Origin of the sequence: Litchfieldia alkalitelluris (genome assembly GCF_002019645.1) — a bacterium.
GTDB classification, from domain to species: Bacteria; Bacillota; Bacilli; order Bacillales; family Bacillaceae_L; genus Litchfieldia; species Litchfieldia alkalitelluris.
Window position 1 is genome coordinate 5,052,165 of sequence record NZ_KV917374.1, and the last position, 15,380, is coordinate 5,067,544.

At 34.6% G+C, this 15,380-nt stretch carries 9 protein-coding genes and 1 riboswitch; of the genes, 3 read left to right on the forward strand and 6 right to left on the reverse strand.

The window, feature by feature from the left end:
* Positions 1-122 precede the first annotated feature (122 nt).
* From BK579_RS23600 to BK579_RS23615, 4 genes are all read right to left on the reverse strand, one after another.
* Complete coding sequence (locus tag BK579_RS23600) at positions 123-974, reverse strand: DUF6671 family protein (RefSeq protein WP_078549783.1); 852 nt, start codon at positions 972-974, stop codon at positions 123-125.
* A gap of 908 nt (positions 975-1,882) precedes the next feature.
* Positions 1,883-4,420 carry a GGDEF domain-containing protein gene (locus BK579_RS23605; RefSeq protein WP_169891240.1) on the reverse strand — a complete coding sequence of 846 codons (2,538 nt, stop codon included), beginning with the start codon at positions 4,418-4,420 and terminating at the stop codon, positions 1,883-1,885.
* Between the two features lie 326 nt (positions 4,421-4,746).
* A complete protein-coding gene (locus tag BK579_RS23610) occupies positions 4,747-6,261 on the reverse strand; it encodes a zf-HC2 domain-containing protein (protein ID WP_169891241.1) in 1,515 nt (504 codons plus the stop codon).
* A 2-nt stretch (positions 6,262-6,263) separates the two neighbouring features.
* Positions 6,264-6,761, reverse strand: coding sequence for an RNA polymerase sigma factor (locus BK579_RS23615; protein ID WP_078549789.1), 498 nt, complete (start codon positions 6,759-6,761; stop codon positions 6,264-6,266).
* A 251-nt stretch (positions 6,762-7,012) separates the two neighbouring features.
* Here BK579_RS23615 and BK579_RS23620 point away from each other — a divergent pair, with 251 nt between their 5' ends.
* On the forward strand, positions 7,013-7,468 hold the full coding sequence (locus tag BK579_RS23620; RefSeq protein ID WP_078549791.1) for an SRPBCC family protein: 456 nt from the start codon (positions 7,013-7,015) through the stop codon (positions 7,466-7,468).
* 244 nt (positions 7,469-7,712) lie between these two features.
* Here the strand turns inward: BK579_RS23620 and BK579_RS25920 are convergent, their stop codons facing one another.
* A complete protein-coding gene (locus BK579_RS25920; protein ID WP_169891242.1) occupies positions 7,713-7,859 on the reverse strand; it encodes a hypothetical protein in 147 nt (48 codons plus the stop codon).
* A 588-nt stretch (positions 7,860-8,447) separates the two neighbouring features.
* Between BK579_RS25920 and ypmT the strand changes: the two genes are divergently transcribed.
* Positions 8,448-11,600 (forward strand): protein YpmT, encoded by a 3,153-nt coding sequence (ypmT, locus tag BK579_RS23625; protein WP_078549793.1) that lies wholly within the window; start codon positions 8,448-8,450, stop codon positions 11,598-11,600.
* Positions 11,601-11,995: 395 nt separating this feature from the next.
* Here ypmT and BK579_RS25925 read toward each other — a convergent pair whose 3' ends face one another.
* The gene (locus BK579_RS25925) at positions 11,996-13,408 is read right to left on the reverse strand and encodes a DUF5667 domain-containing protein (protein ID WP_169891243.1); all 1,413 of its coding nucleotides are present in this window, start codon (positions 13,406-13,408) and stop codon (positions 11,996-11,998) included.
* 85 nt (positions 13,409-13,493) lie between these two features.
* A riboswitch (cyclic di-GMP riboswitch) is annotated at positions 13,494-13,584 on the reverse strand.
* 358 nt (positions 13,585-13,942) lie between these two features.
* Between BK579_RS25925 and BK579_RS23640 the strand changes: the two genes are divergently transcribed.
* Positions 13,943-15,064, forward strand: coding sequence for an NADH-dependent flavin oxidoreductase (locus BK579_RS23640; protein ID WP_078549797.1), 1,122 nt, complete (start codon positions 13,943-13,945; stop codon positions 15,062-15,064).
* Positions 15,065-15,380 lie beyond the last annotated feature (316 nt).

Below are 15,380 nucleotides of genomic sequence, written 5' to 3' on the forward strand. Positions count from 1 at the left end.
ATTTTTATAAGCATAACATATATACAGAAAGCCCAACTAACTGCAGGACTATATCTGAATTTTTTATCCATTTTTACCTACTGAAAATCCTACCTCCATTTTAAATTACCCTTTTTAAATAACTAAGGATTACACCAATCGCAATAAGTGGGCGAGGATGCTGTAATACCATCTTGACGAGGTACTTCTTTTTTAAAATTGCAACTTGGGCATCCATAAACCTCTTGAGCAATTTGTTTGGTCTTAAGTCCACAGCCTTCACAAGGTAACCCTCGAACCACATCAATTACTCCCCAGCCGGGGCAAGAACAACTTGGACATAGATTTAGTAATCGAGCAGCTAATTTTTCAGCTAACTTATTGATTACCTTCATACGGGTAGGATTCATATGAGCTCGCATATCTGTTTCGACATGTACTAAGCCATCGGCAGATTCAGAGCTACAAAGATCAATGGCCTTCTTTACTTCACGAGAATTCTTTAGTCCCTTGAAAGTAAACCCTGGAATTATCCCCGAATTTGGTCTAACAACTAAAGCATGCGAAGGGAATTGTACCTTATCTAAGAAATCTTTAAGATCATTAAATGAAGATATTGTTTTGGCATCAAAATTGGTCTCAACGCTTACCTCATGCTCTATAATTTCTATTCCTCGCTCTTGGTCAATCCACAAAAGGATTTCATGATCCTCCGCAACCCAAGGAAGATGACGATGTGGTCCAAAACTCCCTTCACTAGCTATTCCTAGAGGAAGTCCTAGTTCCTTCATTCCCATTCTTGCTTTTTTCCGGAGAGTTTCTAAAGGTGTAAACTCTCGCTCTATCTCGCCAGAAAAAGTTCCTAACTCATCTGTATTAATTTTACTAGGGACTTGTATAGAAACGTTCAAGAATTTTTTAAAGGGTTCGACAATTGCCAGCTCTTTCCCATGAATTGTAGATAGAACTGCCTTTTTCCCCATGTATGGATGCATTAAAGCTAATTCCCCCTTCCATTCCTAGATACAAATATTGATTAGTTCGATTTGACGGTTTTTTATGATTTTTATTAACTTCATTGAATTTTTTGATTGAATGACAAACAATGTAAAAGTGTTATTTTAGTTATCAGTTTTCCCAACGTCCTTCTTTATTAACACTAGAATGTCTACCCTGAAAATAACCTAGGTAGTGGAGTTCCATGAGCTGCAATCCACTTGCTTTCCGCGGGGTGGTCCGTGAGCCTCCTCGTCGCCAGGGGCTCCTGTGGGGTCTCACGTGACCACTGGAGCCCGCAGGAGTCAGTGGATCTCCGCTCATTCCACACTAGATGAATGAACTATTCTCATACTCCATGGTGCAAATACTAATTCGCATGGAAGTCTATGCTAAAAAACCGACAATTTCAATAGTTCAATGATAATTTTAAATCATTGAACCTTGAAAATTGTCGGTTTCAATTCAACTAAGCTAAGTTTTTTGAAGAGCTACCTTTTATAGTCATGATGATTTATGTTTTTTAAATTTCCTTCTAACAATTTATATCTCTAATATAATCCTTAGATTTACCGATAACATTGCTCTCTTATTCTTTGATGATTAGGAAACTTTTTCATCCAGTCAACATTAAATATTAACAGAATGCTAAAGGCATAATTAATAATAAGAAAGAAAAATAAGAATCTATTGATTATTAAGTTAATTATAGGATATATCGGATTAGAGAAACTGTCAACAACACAACCCCTTTATACTCTTTTACTCATGAAATTTACAAGATGAAATATTCTTAAAAATATGCATCTACTGGGATTTATACTAGGTTAATTCCCAGTAGATAAAATAAAAGATCTACACGTAAGCTCTTCCTAGGCAAGGAGAACATCCTTTTTCCATTCTAAACTTAATAATCTTGGTGACTCTTAACCAAGTCTAACAGTTCACCAATCTCCCAATAACAATACACACGATTTTTGCCATGCTTCTTAGCATATCTTTCAGCAAGATCCGCTTTGTCTATGAGCTCCTCAAAAGTGACCGTTTTGTCTTTATCAACACTTGATACACCTAAACTTGCTGTTATCTGGTATGTTTCGTTTACGGAAATTTCACGTATCTTATTTAAAATACGGTATGCTACCCCTTTGGCAATCTCAGAATACGTGTTAGGAAGTATAACAATTAATTCCTCTCCTCCATAACGTCCTACAATATCACCACTACGAACAGACTGCTGGATGGTCTTAGCCACCTTTTCCAAGATGCGATCTCCTTCAGCATGGCCAAATTGATTATTTACACCTCGGAAATCGTCAATGTCGATCATAATAAAAGAAAGGTCGTTTTGGAAATCAGCCGATTTTTGAAACTCCTCTTTCAACCTTTGCATAAAGAAGTTTCGGTTATATAGATTTGTTAGAACATCTACATGGACCAACTCATTAAAGATGACATTTTTAATCTTAGGAGCGATAAATTGAAAAAATTGTTCTAGATAATAAAGGCTTACTCCAGATAGAACATCATGGTTCTTTATCAGCACGATGGATACAACCTCATTCTCATCAGAAATAATCGGAAAACCATGAAAATACGAGTTATCCAACTCAAACTGACTTACTCCCTTTTCTTCAATTACCTTTCTCAAGGCAGCATCCACTTTTTCATTTATGATTTCTTCACTTTGCAGCTTATCACTAACAGATAAAGTCTTCGTTCTCCTTGGATCAATAATAAAGTGAAAATACACATCATCGAACATTATATGTTCATGGAGAACCTTCGTTATATTTTTACAAACATCCACAAGGTGCTTGGCAGAATGAACTAACCTAATGCTATCAAACATAATTTCATTGTTTGTGAGCAGATTCATCATTTCTAGCTGTTTATTTGATGGCGCTTCTACGATTCGTTGATTAATCGTTTCAATGTGAATATTCATTTCCTTTTGTTTCAGAAGATTGTTGACCTTGGTAAAATAACTTTTTGCTCGAATAAAATAAACTCTCGCTTGAATATAAGATTTATTTTTCAAGTAAAATAGTCCCTTATAATAATATACATAGCCTAAATAACCAAAATAACCCTTGTGATAGACCAAGGATTCAAAAGAATGCACAGTCTTAGTGAACTCTTCATCCAGGTCTAGCTTGATAAATGCTTCTAATAGAATCATAGAAAATTCTATTCTATACTCTACACTAAGGTTCTTTTCTTCAAGATATTTTATAGCGATAGGAATCGTTTGATCATATCGTTTAAGTACCATATAATACTGACACTGCAGTAATGATAAATTTACTGTATCCCTATGTTTCTTGCACATTTTTTCGAAAAATGGCCATAACCTTTTCGCTTTTTTCTCATCCTTTTGCCTCAAGATGATTTTATATTGAAAAAACAACGCATCTACCCTTGTGATAGTTAGGTTTATTCTTCTCGCCTTAGGTTTCAATTCACGAATCAGTTCTAATGCTCGAGGATAATCTTCAATGAGATAATAAAGTTTCACAACAGTCATTTCATTAAAGTTAGAATTGATGGCTTTTCCTAATGCTTTTGCTTGTTCTGCAAGCGCTAAAGCATGGGTGGTATCACCTAAAAATTGATAAAACATTAGTAGATTTGATAAGGTGGCCATCTCATGTTGTTTGTTTCCTAGCTTTATCGCCAAATCCTTAGATTTTAGCATGTACTCTTTTGCTTTCATAACATTCTCTTCAAGTAATCCGATACCCATTAGGTTATATATATTCATTAATCTTGAAGTTTGGTGATATTGTTCCGCCAATGATTCTGCTTCATAAATCAATTTGGCCCTTTCATTCCAAGAGTAATGATTTAACAACTGCAGAATATGCAAATTGTATACCCAGTGTATATAGTCTTCAACTTTTAGTTTTTTTCTTAGTATCATGCTGTTCACTTTATGATACTGAACCATCTCATGAACAAGTGATGAGTCACGCCCTGTATAGGAGAAATAATAACCTAAAATCACTTGCAGATGTAGCATCTCATTAATCGCTATTGATGGAGAATTCAAGTATTCTAGATAAGCGTTCTCATATTGTTTCAGCAGTGATAGATCACGAAGATTGATACTAATATATCCTACTCTAATCAAGGCATATAAGGAGTTATGCTTAATGTATAGGTCATTAAAAATGGTTAACGCTCTTTTAAGATGACCGCTCTTTTCTAACACATTAGCTAACATGAACTGGACACTTACAGCCGGTTCTCTGTCCACATACTTTTTATACAGCAAGAGGACCTTTTCCATTTTCATACTGGCATTGGAGTATAAACCATCTCTATATAAATTCTTTGCTTCTAATAGATGATAAGCTATAGCATTCCTGCCCTGTCCGGCTTCTTCATATTGAGCTGAAGTGTTAGCATATTTGATGTTCCCGTTTTTATTTGCACCGTCCATATGACGAATCTCCTTCATATATTTCATTAGTATGTGAACAAGGATATTTTTTACTTACCGTTAACTGTTACCTTTGGATAGGTAACAAGAACCTATTTACTACTTTTAATTTTAACATTATTATCTGAAAATAAAATTTAAAAAAAGATTACTTTTTAGGATAAAATAACCAATTATAGAACAATAACTAGTTACTTGTATAAATTTGTAAGTAATCTTATTTTATCATTTTATATAAGGAATTTTATAAAAAATAACAAAAGCTATTTCACCTTTTGAGTGTAATAGCTTTTGTTACGGCTCTCTCTCCACTAAAAGAAACCGAATCAATTTTCAAAATAAAACATCTCTTCTTTTCCATTTTCTACATTTATATAACGCCAATCATAGTCGTGACCATTTGGTCCATACGCATGAACTAGAACGAGTCCACCTGAGGTTGAAGAATAAATAACAAATGTATCAATAAACTCATATTTCCGCTTTTCTATTAGTTCTTGATCCTCGATGTCTACTTTTCTCTTTAGTATATCTAAACCTTGTTCAGGTGAAATGACTTCATTGACATTCTGATTAAAATCTAACGAGAAAGGAATGAAATGAAGACTATGCATCATTCTGAACTCACCCGATCTTGCATCGAAGTAAATTCTGTTTGATTGATCAGAAATAGAATAAATAGGGTGTGAATGAACCACAGGCATATATGAAAAAGTATAATATTGATCATCAATGTTACTTGAATAATCCACATTGATACCCAGATATTTGACATCAAATTGCTGCTCTTTTCCATAAATGTTATGTAGCATCATGATGACATTGTCTTGTACCTGATTAACATCTAACAATTCCCCTGTTGTATCTGTATCTACAGTACCGAAATAATCCATTCTGATTGGATGCCCTGTAAATGCATCCACCTCTCCACTTATACTTCTCTTTTTTATTTCAAATCTATAAGTATAGTCCAAATACTTACTTAGAGTGATATCCTCATTTTCCACTCTGAAGCCTGACGCAATCTTGGTTTTCACTTCATTCTCTTTTAATTGCTTCATTTGATCCGGGAGCTTGTGGAACCGATTGTAGGTATAAGTAAGCTTGTTAATTTCCATTAATGGCCCGCTTAAGCCCACAATATCCACTTGTTCAAAATAGGAGCTATAACCGTGATTGAATTTATTGTAATCATCCTCAACCTCTTGCATATAGCTCTTAGCATATTGTACTAGCAGGTCATATGTCTTTTGGTCAACTTCATCCCATCTGTCATCTTTTTTCCTTAAATTAAGATTATCTAGAGTGGTATAAAATGATTGTTGGTTTATATAGAGACTCGAACCTTTATACTTCTGTTCTTCAAACCAATTTAACGATTGCGTTAAATTTTCGATTCCTTCATACATTTCTTCAAAGAACATGTTTTTTAAGAAACTGAGCTCTTCACCAGATGCCTCTGGAGCACTTAGAAGGATATTATTAAGTTCTTCAGCACCTCTATATACTTGGTTGTAGGTAGAAAATATTTCATGGCGCTGATTTTGATAAAGATTTACAGCAATAATTAAGATGACACTGATTAATACCGCAACATAAAACTTCATCCTCTTTAATTTTACCGATAAAATGATCCGGTTATCTAATGATTCTGGAATTGTGGATTCGATTTTTGTTAATTGTTGCTTATCATCCTCAAAGCCTTTACCTGACAAATAAATTGACCTGCAAGACTCACATTCTCGTAAATGCTCCTCTACCTTTTCCTTTACCGAGGGGCTGAGATCACCCTCTTCGTATAGCGGATAGAGATCTCGAACTAGATCACATGGATATTTCACAATTACACACCTCCAAATTCCTTATTATATTTTTCCTTGAACTTTTTCCTTGCTCGATAAATCCCTACCTTGACCGCACCTTCTGTTTCACTTGTTATATCTGCGATTTCCTTATATGACATTCCTTGTTGATCTCTCAAAAGCAGTAATGTTCTATCCTTTTCAGAGAGCCTGGATAAAATGGACGAAATACTAGCCTGTTCCTCCATGGTCTTATAATCGTCAGTTGTATCTGCCCACTGTTCATCTATTAGATCATTGTTCATTTCATATCGTGTAGAGTTTTTCTTGTAGTAGCTTATGTATGTATTTCTGGCAATCGTAAAGAGCCAGGTTTTTAGAGTACTTTCACCACGGAAATTCTTTAGTGATTTGAAGGCTTTGATGAATGTATCATGGGTAAGCTCTTCTGCGATATGGGGGTGCCCTGTGTTTCTTAATAAATAAGAGTAAATTTGCTTTTTATACGTTTCGTATAACTCACTAAATAGATCCGCCATTTTATCCCCCTCTCTTCTATTAATTATTGACTCTTAAAGTTTGCAAAAGTTACACACTAAATTTCTATTATATAAAAAAATGCCAACATTAGCCCTTTTCTTTCAACGTTCTAAATTGAATACAAATCTAAAGATCCTCACAATAAAGAATACATTTATTGAAGGAGTAGGATATAGACATTCGTTATCCTGGAATTTTTCATATGCCACGATAATAGAATGATAAGAGTTTAAATGAGGAGGGATTAATTATGCCAACTGGTACATATGAGGTGGAATTAAATATTCCAATCAACTCAATCTGGGAGTTCGTAAGTGATATGAACAATTGGGCTCCATTAGTTCCTGGGTACATTGAACACACTATCCTGAACGAAACACAATCAACATGGGCTTTTATAGGTGATATTGGGGTGATGAAAAAGAAAATCAACTTACACATTGATATTAATGAGTGGCAAGGACCTAACTTGGTTTCATTTGGGTTAAAAGGGGTAAATGAAAACTTTTCAGGTACTGGTTATTTTAAAGCTGTAGCTCTCTCTGATTCTCACACGAAGATGATTGGACATCTAGATATTACTGCTGCTGGCATGTTGGGACCTCTCGTGAACCCTGCTCTCAAATCTTTTGTTCCAAAAACTGCGACAGAATTAACAGATAATATTGCAAGAAAGATTAATGAGCTTAATACTGTATCAAAGTAGAAAAAGAATGGTATAAGGAACAAGTGGAGCATGGGGATACTCATGCTCCACTTCTGTGTAGCCATTAGATTACAGATCACCTTTAAGCTGTAGAAAGCGTTGATTTCTTCAATTCTAAAAAATGATTAGGTGAATTGTTTCATATTTTATGTTTAAAGAAAACACTACTCCAACCGGAGTTATGTCTTGTTAGATAAATCCTTTTCTAATTTAATTTCCAAAAATGTAAAGATCCATTGTCGAACTAAACGATATCTTTACCTTGTTCGAATATTGCGGTTTGAATATTTTTTTCTTTTTCTTTTGTTCCAGGATCACCAAGAGAAGAACAATTTCTCCATAGTTTTTCCCTCGCTTGCTCCCAAGGTTTTTCAGGTTCAATCAAATTCATATACTTTTTAACTTCAACATCAGAAAGCCTTCTTCTTGTTTCAATATCTCGAACATCACCGATGTTCCAAATGTTAGTAGGTCATGCAGGATGCACGATAGAAAATCCGTCATCCAATAGAAAAATACCATATTCACGATTTTCTTTTATAACTTTCATACGTAACCTCCTTATATGGAATTTACTATATATATTCTACAAACTATTTTAATGTCCTGCGTTAAAATACAACGAGCATTATCCCACTTGCACCACTTGCAGATAATAATCCAGGCTCCTATCCATTGACCAAATTTTTACAAGTAAGAATTTACCCCTATCTAAATGCATTATGTATTTATAAAATAAGTAAACTAACTTATATTAAACCGAGCCTTAAAAAGCCTAATCCATAACAAACAAAAAACACTCATACTTGTAAAATCCAGTGCAGCAAAACACTGCATAGGATTTTCCATTTAAACCGCTATAATCCATTTTTCATCAGATAAAGTGATATTATTGACGAAATTTAGCGAATTATATCGAATTATCTTTTATTTGAGGTATAATGATTTTGTACATAATATTTTAGAAAGGAGTCCAACCATGTTAAATATATCATATAGCCCTTTTCTGATAATCCTTTCCATTATCATTGTGATTATTTCGTCCTATACATCTTTAACTCTTGCCCAAAGATTTTTCAGAAAGGATAGATCGAACAAAATTACATGGCTTTTTTTAGGGTCCATTATCTGGGGCTTGGGTATCTTTTCATTACACTTTATTGGAATAATCGCCTTTCATATCGATGCACCATTATCTTATAACCCATACTTGCTATCTATATCACTATTTGCTGCTATTTGTTCTTCATTTGCTGCTTATTTTATTCTATACATGCAATCCCTTACAAAAATCAAATTAATTGTAAGCGGTTTAATAACCGGAACTAGTATTATGTCAATGCATTTTATTGGTGTAAAAGCTATACAGGAACCAGTTAAAATAGACTTTAATTCTATATACTTTTCATTATCGATATTAATTGCACTCATATTCTCTTCTATCGCGTTGAAAGCCTTTTATAAAATGAAGAAAGAGAAACAATCTTCTGTCTTTCAAAATATTGTTAGCGCATTGTTTTTAGGGACTACCGTATATTTGTTACATCATATAGGCATGAGGGCCATTGTTTTTATTCCACATTCGCATGATGAACAGACATTTTTAAGCACCTTTTTATTAGGGCTCATTGTACCCTTTGTCACACTTATGATTATCATTATTGGGCTAATTATCGCTTTTTTAGATTACAAATCTTTAAAGAAAGAAAGGCTTATACTTGAGCAAGTAGCAGAAAGTGAAGAGCGGTACCGTCGCTTAGTTGAATTCTTTCCAGATGCAATTATTGTTCATGATGGTCTAAGTATTCTTTATGTCAATGAAGCATTCTTAAAATTAATACATTCCTCCATGAAAGAGGAAGTATTGGGTTATCCTGTTATTAACTTCCTTGACCCAGATTTTTTTGAGGTTTCAAAAATACAGAATCTTGCTTTAATAGAAACGCAATTTCTTAAGACTAAAACTCTTGATCAAAAAATTAAGACACTTAGTGGTTCAACAATTGATGTTGAAGTCACAGCTGTTGGAATAGAGTTCGAAGGAAAACCTGCTATTCAACTAGTTATACGGGACATTTCGGAACAGAAGAAAACAAAACGAGCATTACATGATAGCCAACAACGGTATAAGTCCCTTTTTAATTATAACCCTGATGCAGTTTATTCTGTAGACAAAAATGGATACATTACTAATATAAATACATCAGTGGAGAAGCTACTAGGTTATTCTAGAGATGAGCTTTCTGTCATTACATTTCATTCAGTTATCGATCCAGATTATTTAGAACTAACTACTGAACATTTTAAAATGGCATATAAAGGGGAACCACAATACTATGAAACAGTTGGTATCCATAAAAATGGTAGCAAGGTTCCTTTAAGTGTAACAAATATCCCCATTATCGTGGATGGAATTATTATAGGCGTATTTGGAATTGCCAAAGACATTTCAAAAGAAAAAAATGCGTTAATGTTACTTGAGGAAAATGAAGAAAAATACAGGTCTCTATTCGATTCTAATCTTGATGCTGTTGTTGAAATTGGTTTAGACGGTTACTATAAAAACGTCAATAAAATGGCTGAAAAACTGACACAATTATCAAAAGAAGAATTACTTGTCACGCACATTTCTTCTGTAATTAATTCCGATGACCTTGAGAGAGCATACAGAAACTTATCTGAAGGAAAACCAGCCTATGATGAAACCACAGTAAAAAACAAGGATGGAACTATAACTGAGATGGAGGTTAATGTAGTACCAATAAGAAAACATGGCAATCTCGATGGGGTTTTTGCAATCATTAGAGATGTAACTGAGAAAAAACAAGCACAAAAGAGAATAGAAGAACTAGCATTCACCGACCAATTGACTGAACTTCCAAATAGGCACTGGTTATATAAAAATCTCGAAATGATTTTAAAAAGAGCACAAGAGTTAAGACAAACATTTGCGATTCTTACGATTGACTTTGACAATTTTAAAGGAATAAATGATACGTTAGGACACCACGCAGGTGATTTATTTCTTAAAAAAGTAGCAAAACGATTGAAAAGGTGCATTCGTACACATGATAAGATAGCCAGATTGGGTGGAGATGAATTTATTATTATTTTGGAAAATATTAATGAAAACGAAGTTTATCAACTCGCAAATGAAATTATAATTGAAATGAATCAACCCTTGCTTCTACAAAATCAAGAAATATTGGTAACTGTAAGTATTGGAATTAGTTTTCAAACCGATTCCAATACTGATGCTGCAACACTTATTAAACAAGCAGACTTTGCGATGTATTCAGCAAAAGAAAAAGGTAAAAACAACTTTCAATTCTTCACAAAAGAGTTAAATGATAAAGTAATACGAAAAGTATCATTAGAAAATGCATTACGGAAGGCCATCGAACAAAACGAGTTCTCTTTATTTTATCAACCACAATTTGACATTAGGACAGAAAACATAGTAGGCGTGGAAGCCTTGCTTCGCTGGAATTCTTCTTCTTTTGGCCATGTATCACCTGCTGAATTTATTCCATTAGCTGAGGAAACAGGACTTATTATCCCCATTGGAGAATGGGTGATCAAAGAGGCCTGTAAACAAATCAGGAAATGGGAGAAACAAGCTTTACCGAAAATAAGGGTATCTGTAAATGTATCTGCAAGGCAATTTAAGGATCCGGAGTTTTCTTCGAAATTCCAAAAAACAGTAGCAAGTGAAAATGTTGATCCTCAATATCTTGAAATTGAAATTACAGAAAGTGTCATGATAAATGTAGAAGAAGCTTCAAAAATTATAGGAGATTTAAAGAAGATGGGGGTTAAAATTGCAATTGATGACTTTGGGGCTGGATATTCCTCTTTAAATATTATTTCTAAAGTTGATATTGACACATTAAAGATAGATAAATCCCTAATCGATAATTTTATGATTAATAGTCGAAAAGCATCCATTTTAAAAGCTTCTATCGGTGTAGGAAAAAGCCTAAAAACAAATGTTATTGTAGAGGGAATTGAAACGAAAGAGCAGTCGGAATTCCTTGAGGAGTTTGAAATTATAGGACAAGGTTATTACTACAGCCGTCCTTTACCAGCTGAGCAAGTTGAACAACTCTGGATAAAATATGAGAATAGATAGAGGTGGAAAACCAACTACTAAAATGGAATCTCATGATTTGTATTGCACCTCAAAAGTTAGTGAAATCTAACTTTTGAGGTTGTTTCTTATTGTGAAACCATCAATTTATTATTAGCTAAAAGAAAAAAAAGAAAGCCATTTTTAAGGTATAGGTTGTAAGTTTCAGAAAAGAGTAAATCCACTTACTTTAATAAATCGCCCTCTAGCATCTGTTTCCTGCACTTTGAGGAGCACAACTCCTTTACCTTTAAGGTTAACTTGATAGGTAAGCATTTTATTCAGTATTGATTTGTTGGAATGCTTTGCGAATCCCAACGTCCATAGCACACTTTCGCGGCTTAGTTGATGGCACGAAAACAAAAAGAGTAGGCTTAATGACCCACTCTTAAACAATATTAATCTTCTTCCTCATTTTCTTCTTTATCTTCGCTATCTTGTTCAGCTCGTTTTTCTGCTTCTTTACGTTGTTTTTTAGCCTCTTCATGCTGCTTTTCTTCTTGTTTCTTTACTTCTCGTTTTTTATCTTCAGCTTTTTTCTGTTGTTCCTCTTGTTTCTTTACTACCTCTCGTTGCTTTTCTTCTGCCTTTAATGCCTTTTCTTTTGCATTCTCTTCTTGCTTCTTCACTTCTACTAGTTGTTTCTCTTCTTGCTTTTTAGCATCTTCACGTTGCTTTTCATCGGCTTTTTTCTTCAATTTTTCTTCTTTTTTTACAGCATTACGCTGTTTTTCTTCAGCTTTTTCACGTGCTTCTTCTTCACGGTCAGACTCGTCATCTTTGTCTTTCTCATCATCACGGTCTTCTTCTTTTCCTTTATCATTTGCTTTTTTGCGAGCATCTTCTACAACTTCATCAGCCTCTTCATTGATTTCTTCTATGATTTCAGCCTGTTCTTCTGCTAACTCTTCATTTAGTTCACCAAGTTCTTCGTTGTATTCTTCTTCATCAATTTCACCAGATGCTAGTTTTGCTGCAAGTTCAGCCTGTTTCTTATCTGCCTTTTGTTCTTTCTCTTGAAGTATGGCTAATTTTTTGTTGATTTTCTCTTCAAATTTCTCTTGTGCTTTAACAATGTTTTTTGCTAATGCCTCTTTGGCCTCAAGATTTTTCACTTTATCTAAAGCAGCCCGTAAGGCAACTAAGTTTTCAGCAAATTTCGCTTCCCAGGCAGCACGAACTGAATCATCCGGATTCTGTTCTTTTGTAACACCATCAACTACCTCTGTTGGTTCTTCAGAAATAGTTCCTTCTTCTGAAGATTGTGATTGCTCGTATTTTGCTAATGCTAATTCTTGTTGTTCAATCGCTTGTTTAAGAACTTCATTGGCTAAATCCTCATCACCTTGAGAAAGTAATACTTCAGCCTCTTTAATACGCTGTTCTGCAAATGAAGCAAGCAATTCAGCCTCTTTTACATCATTAAACGTTAAAGCAAGTTGAACATTTTCCATAAGTTTTTTTGCGAAATAGAAGAAATCCCCTGGTAAAAGCAAAGTAGTATCTTCTTCGACTTCCTGATTTAGATCCGTCTCTTCTTCTGTTTGTAATTCCTCTAGAGCACCTTCAGCAGTTTCTGTTGCTTCATCTTCTTGAGCAACGTCTGGTGTTGATTCTTGAGTTGTTGTATCTACTGTCTCTACTGTTTGATCTTGTTGTACTGTTTCTTCAACCTGTGATTCTGTTGGTTGTTCGTTTTCTTCAGCAGCAGAATGTCCAGTTCCTAATGAAAATGCACAAGCCGTGGCAACAACACTTGTAGCAAAGATGTTTCGAACGTTTTTACTAAACGAAAAATATTTTTTTGTCATTAAAAAATCCCTCCAAAACAAGTTTTTTGTAAAGGAAGAATCTTGAATCAACTCTATTAAATTTGAGTCTTTTCTCCATTCTTCATTTGGGAATTCAGCCACCATAGTAATATTACTATTACCGTAGGTCTGGAATTTTGCGTCTCTACCTTTAAATAGATTTGCCTTTTTCAAATGTTGAACGTAGTCTCGTTCACATTATCTACTGCAAATATAATTTAATTATATAAAAAAGACTAGATATAAATTTTCCCAATAAAAAGCCCAGTAGGTTAATCATTTCACCTAACAATTATTGAAATGATTGGATTCTTTATCATAGCTACAGAAATATAGGCATTTCTGCATAAACTTATTGTTGCTTATAGTAGTATAAATTGTTTAGTTTAGTGCTCTACCCGTTTTAGCAATGCATTTATTTAAATTCGGATTTCCAAAAGAACGATTGGTAAGAATAATAGTGCAAAATATTTTACATAATCACTTTTTTTGATTATGATTGCTCTCATACTTTTTAAAAGGAGAACAAAATTCATGACTAATAACAATCAACAGTTACTATCTTCCTATACACTTCCAAACGGAATTGAACTTAAAAACCGAATCATTATGGCACCCATGACGAACTTTTCATCTAATAAGGATGGTACAGTTACAGATTCAGAGGTTGACTATTATGCTCGTAGGTCTGCTGGAGTAAGTATGGTCATCACGGCATGTACCAATGTTACTCAGAATGGTCAAGGATTTCCTGGTGAATTTGCGGCATATAGTGACGACTTTATCCCTAGCTTAACTCAATTAGCGACAGCCATTAAAAAGGAAGGTGCTAAAGCTGTCCTACAAATATTCCATGGAGGTAGAGCGTGCCCTCCTGACTTAGTAAATGGTGATGTGGTTAGTGCCAGCGATATCCCTGCAGAAGCAGAAGGCAGCCCGACTCCAAGAGCTTTAACAGAATCGGAGGTAGAGGATATCATTGAAGCATTTGGTGAGACGACTCGTCGCGCCATTGAAGCAGGCTATGATGGCGTAGAAATCCATGGCGCAAATGGATATCTCATTCAACAGTTTTTCTCTCCACACTCAAACCGTCGAGAAGATCGATTTGGTGGAAGTTTAGAAAAACGTATGACATTTCCTTTGGCCATTGTAGATAAGGTAAAAAGTGTGGTGGATAAGTATGCTACATCACCTTTTATTGTAGGATATCGTTTTTCACCAGAAGAGGCTGAAACTCCAGGAATCACAATGGATGACACCCTTGCTTTAGTGGATAAACTTGCAGACAAGGATTTGGATTATTTACATGTATCTCTTCAGGAATTCAACTCTACGCCTAGACGAGGTGTGGAAGATTTAACGAGAACACGCATCGACTATTTACTAGAAACAATCAATAACCGTGCTTCTCTGATTGGAGTTGGGTCGATCTACTCTTTAGATGATGCACTACAAGCATTTGAAACAGGCATTCCACTTTTAGCTTTAGGCAGAGAGCTTATTATTGATCCAGATTGGGTCCAAAAAGTCGAGGAAGGTAAAGAAGATACAATTGTTACAAAACTCGATAAAGATAATCAAGACCAGCTTGTCGTTCCTGACCCATTGTGGAACATTATTACAAACACTCCAGGATGGTTTCCGGGGGTTTAATTGAAGAGCTAGCAATTGTGGTTTCAAAAAAATAGAAGGCCAGAACCTGATGTATCTGGCCCTCGTTGTAGTAAGATATGGGAAATTATGTACTTAAACTAAATATCTGACCTTAATTTAGTAACCCGTGTTAGAAAAATAAGCGGAGGTTTTACCGTTAAATGCAGATTAGAGCCCATTTCGAGAAAAATAGAGGGAGTTTTTTCCTCTATACAACCCAAAGCTATCTATTTTTACGTTTTCCGAGCCTAATAAAGGGAATTTCTTCCTCTATTTAAGCTATTTTCAGTGCGATTTACTAATTAAGGGAAGTTTT

Coding starts and splice junctions, on each gene's coding strand:
- BK579_RS23615 (WP_078549789.1), bottom strand. CDS start 6,761: ATGGCGGATCTATTTAGTGAGTTATACGAAACGTATAAAAAGCAAATT.
- BK579_RS23620 (WP_078549791.1), top strand. CDS start 7,013: ATGCCAACTGGTACATATGAGGTGGAATTAAATATTCCAATCAACTCA.
- BK579_RS23600 (WP_078549783.1), bottom strand. CDS start 974: ATGCATCCATACATGGGGAAAAAGGCAGTTCTATCTACAATTCATGGG.
- BK579_RS25925 (WP_169891243.1), bottom strand. CDS start 13,408: ATGACAAAAAAATATTTTTCGTTTAGTAAAAACGTTCGAAACATCTTT.
- BK579_RS25920 (WP_169891242.1), bottom strand. CDS start 7,859: ATGAATTTGATTGAACCTGAAAAACCTTGGGAGCAAGCGAGGGAAAAA.
- BK579_RS23605 (WP_169891240.1), bottom strand. CDS start 4,420: ATGGACGGTGCAAATAAAAACGGGAACATCAAATATGCTAACACTTCA.
- ypmT (WP_078549793.1), top strand. CDS start 8,448: ATGTTAAATATATCATATAGCCCTTTTCTGATAATCCTTTCCATTATC.
- BK579_RS23640 (WP_078549797.1), top strand. CDS start 13,943: ATGACTAATAACAATCAACAGTTACTATCTTCCTATACACTTCCAAAC.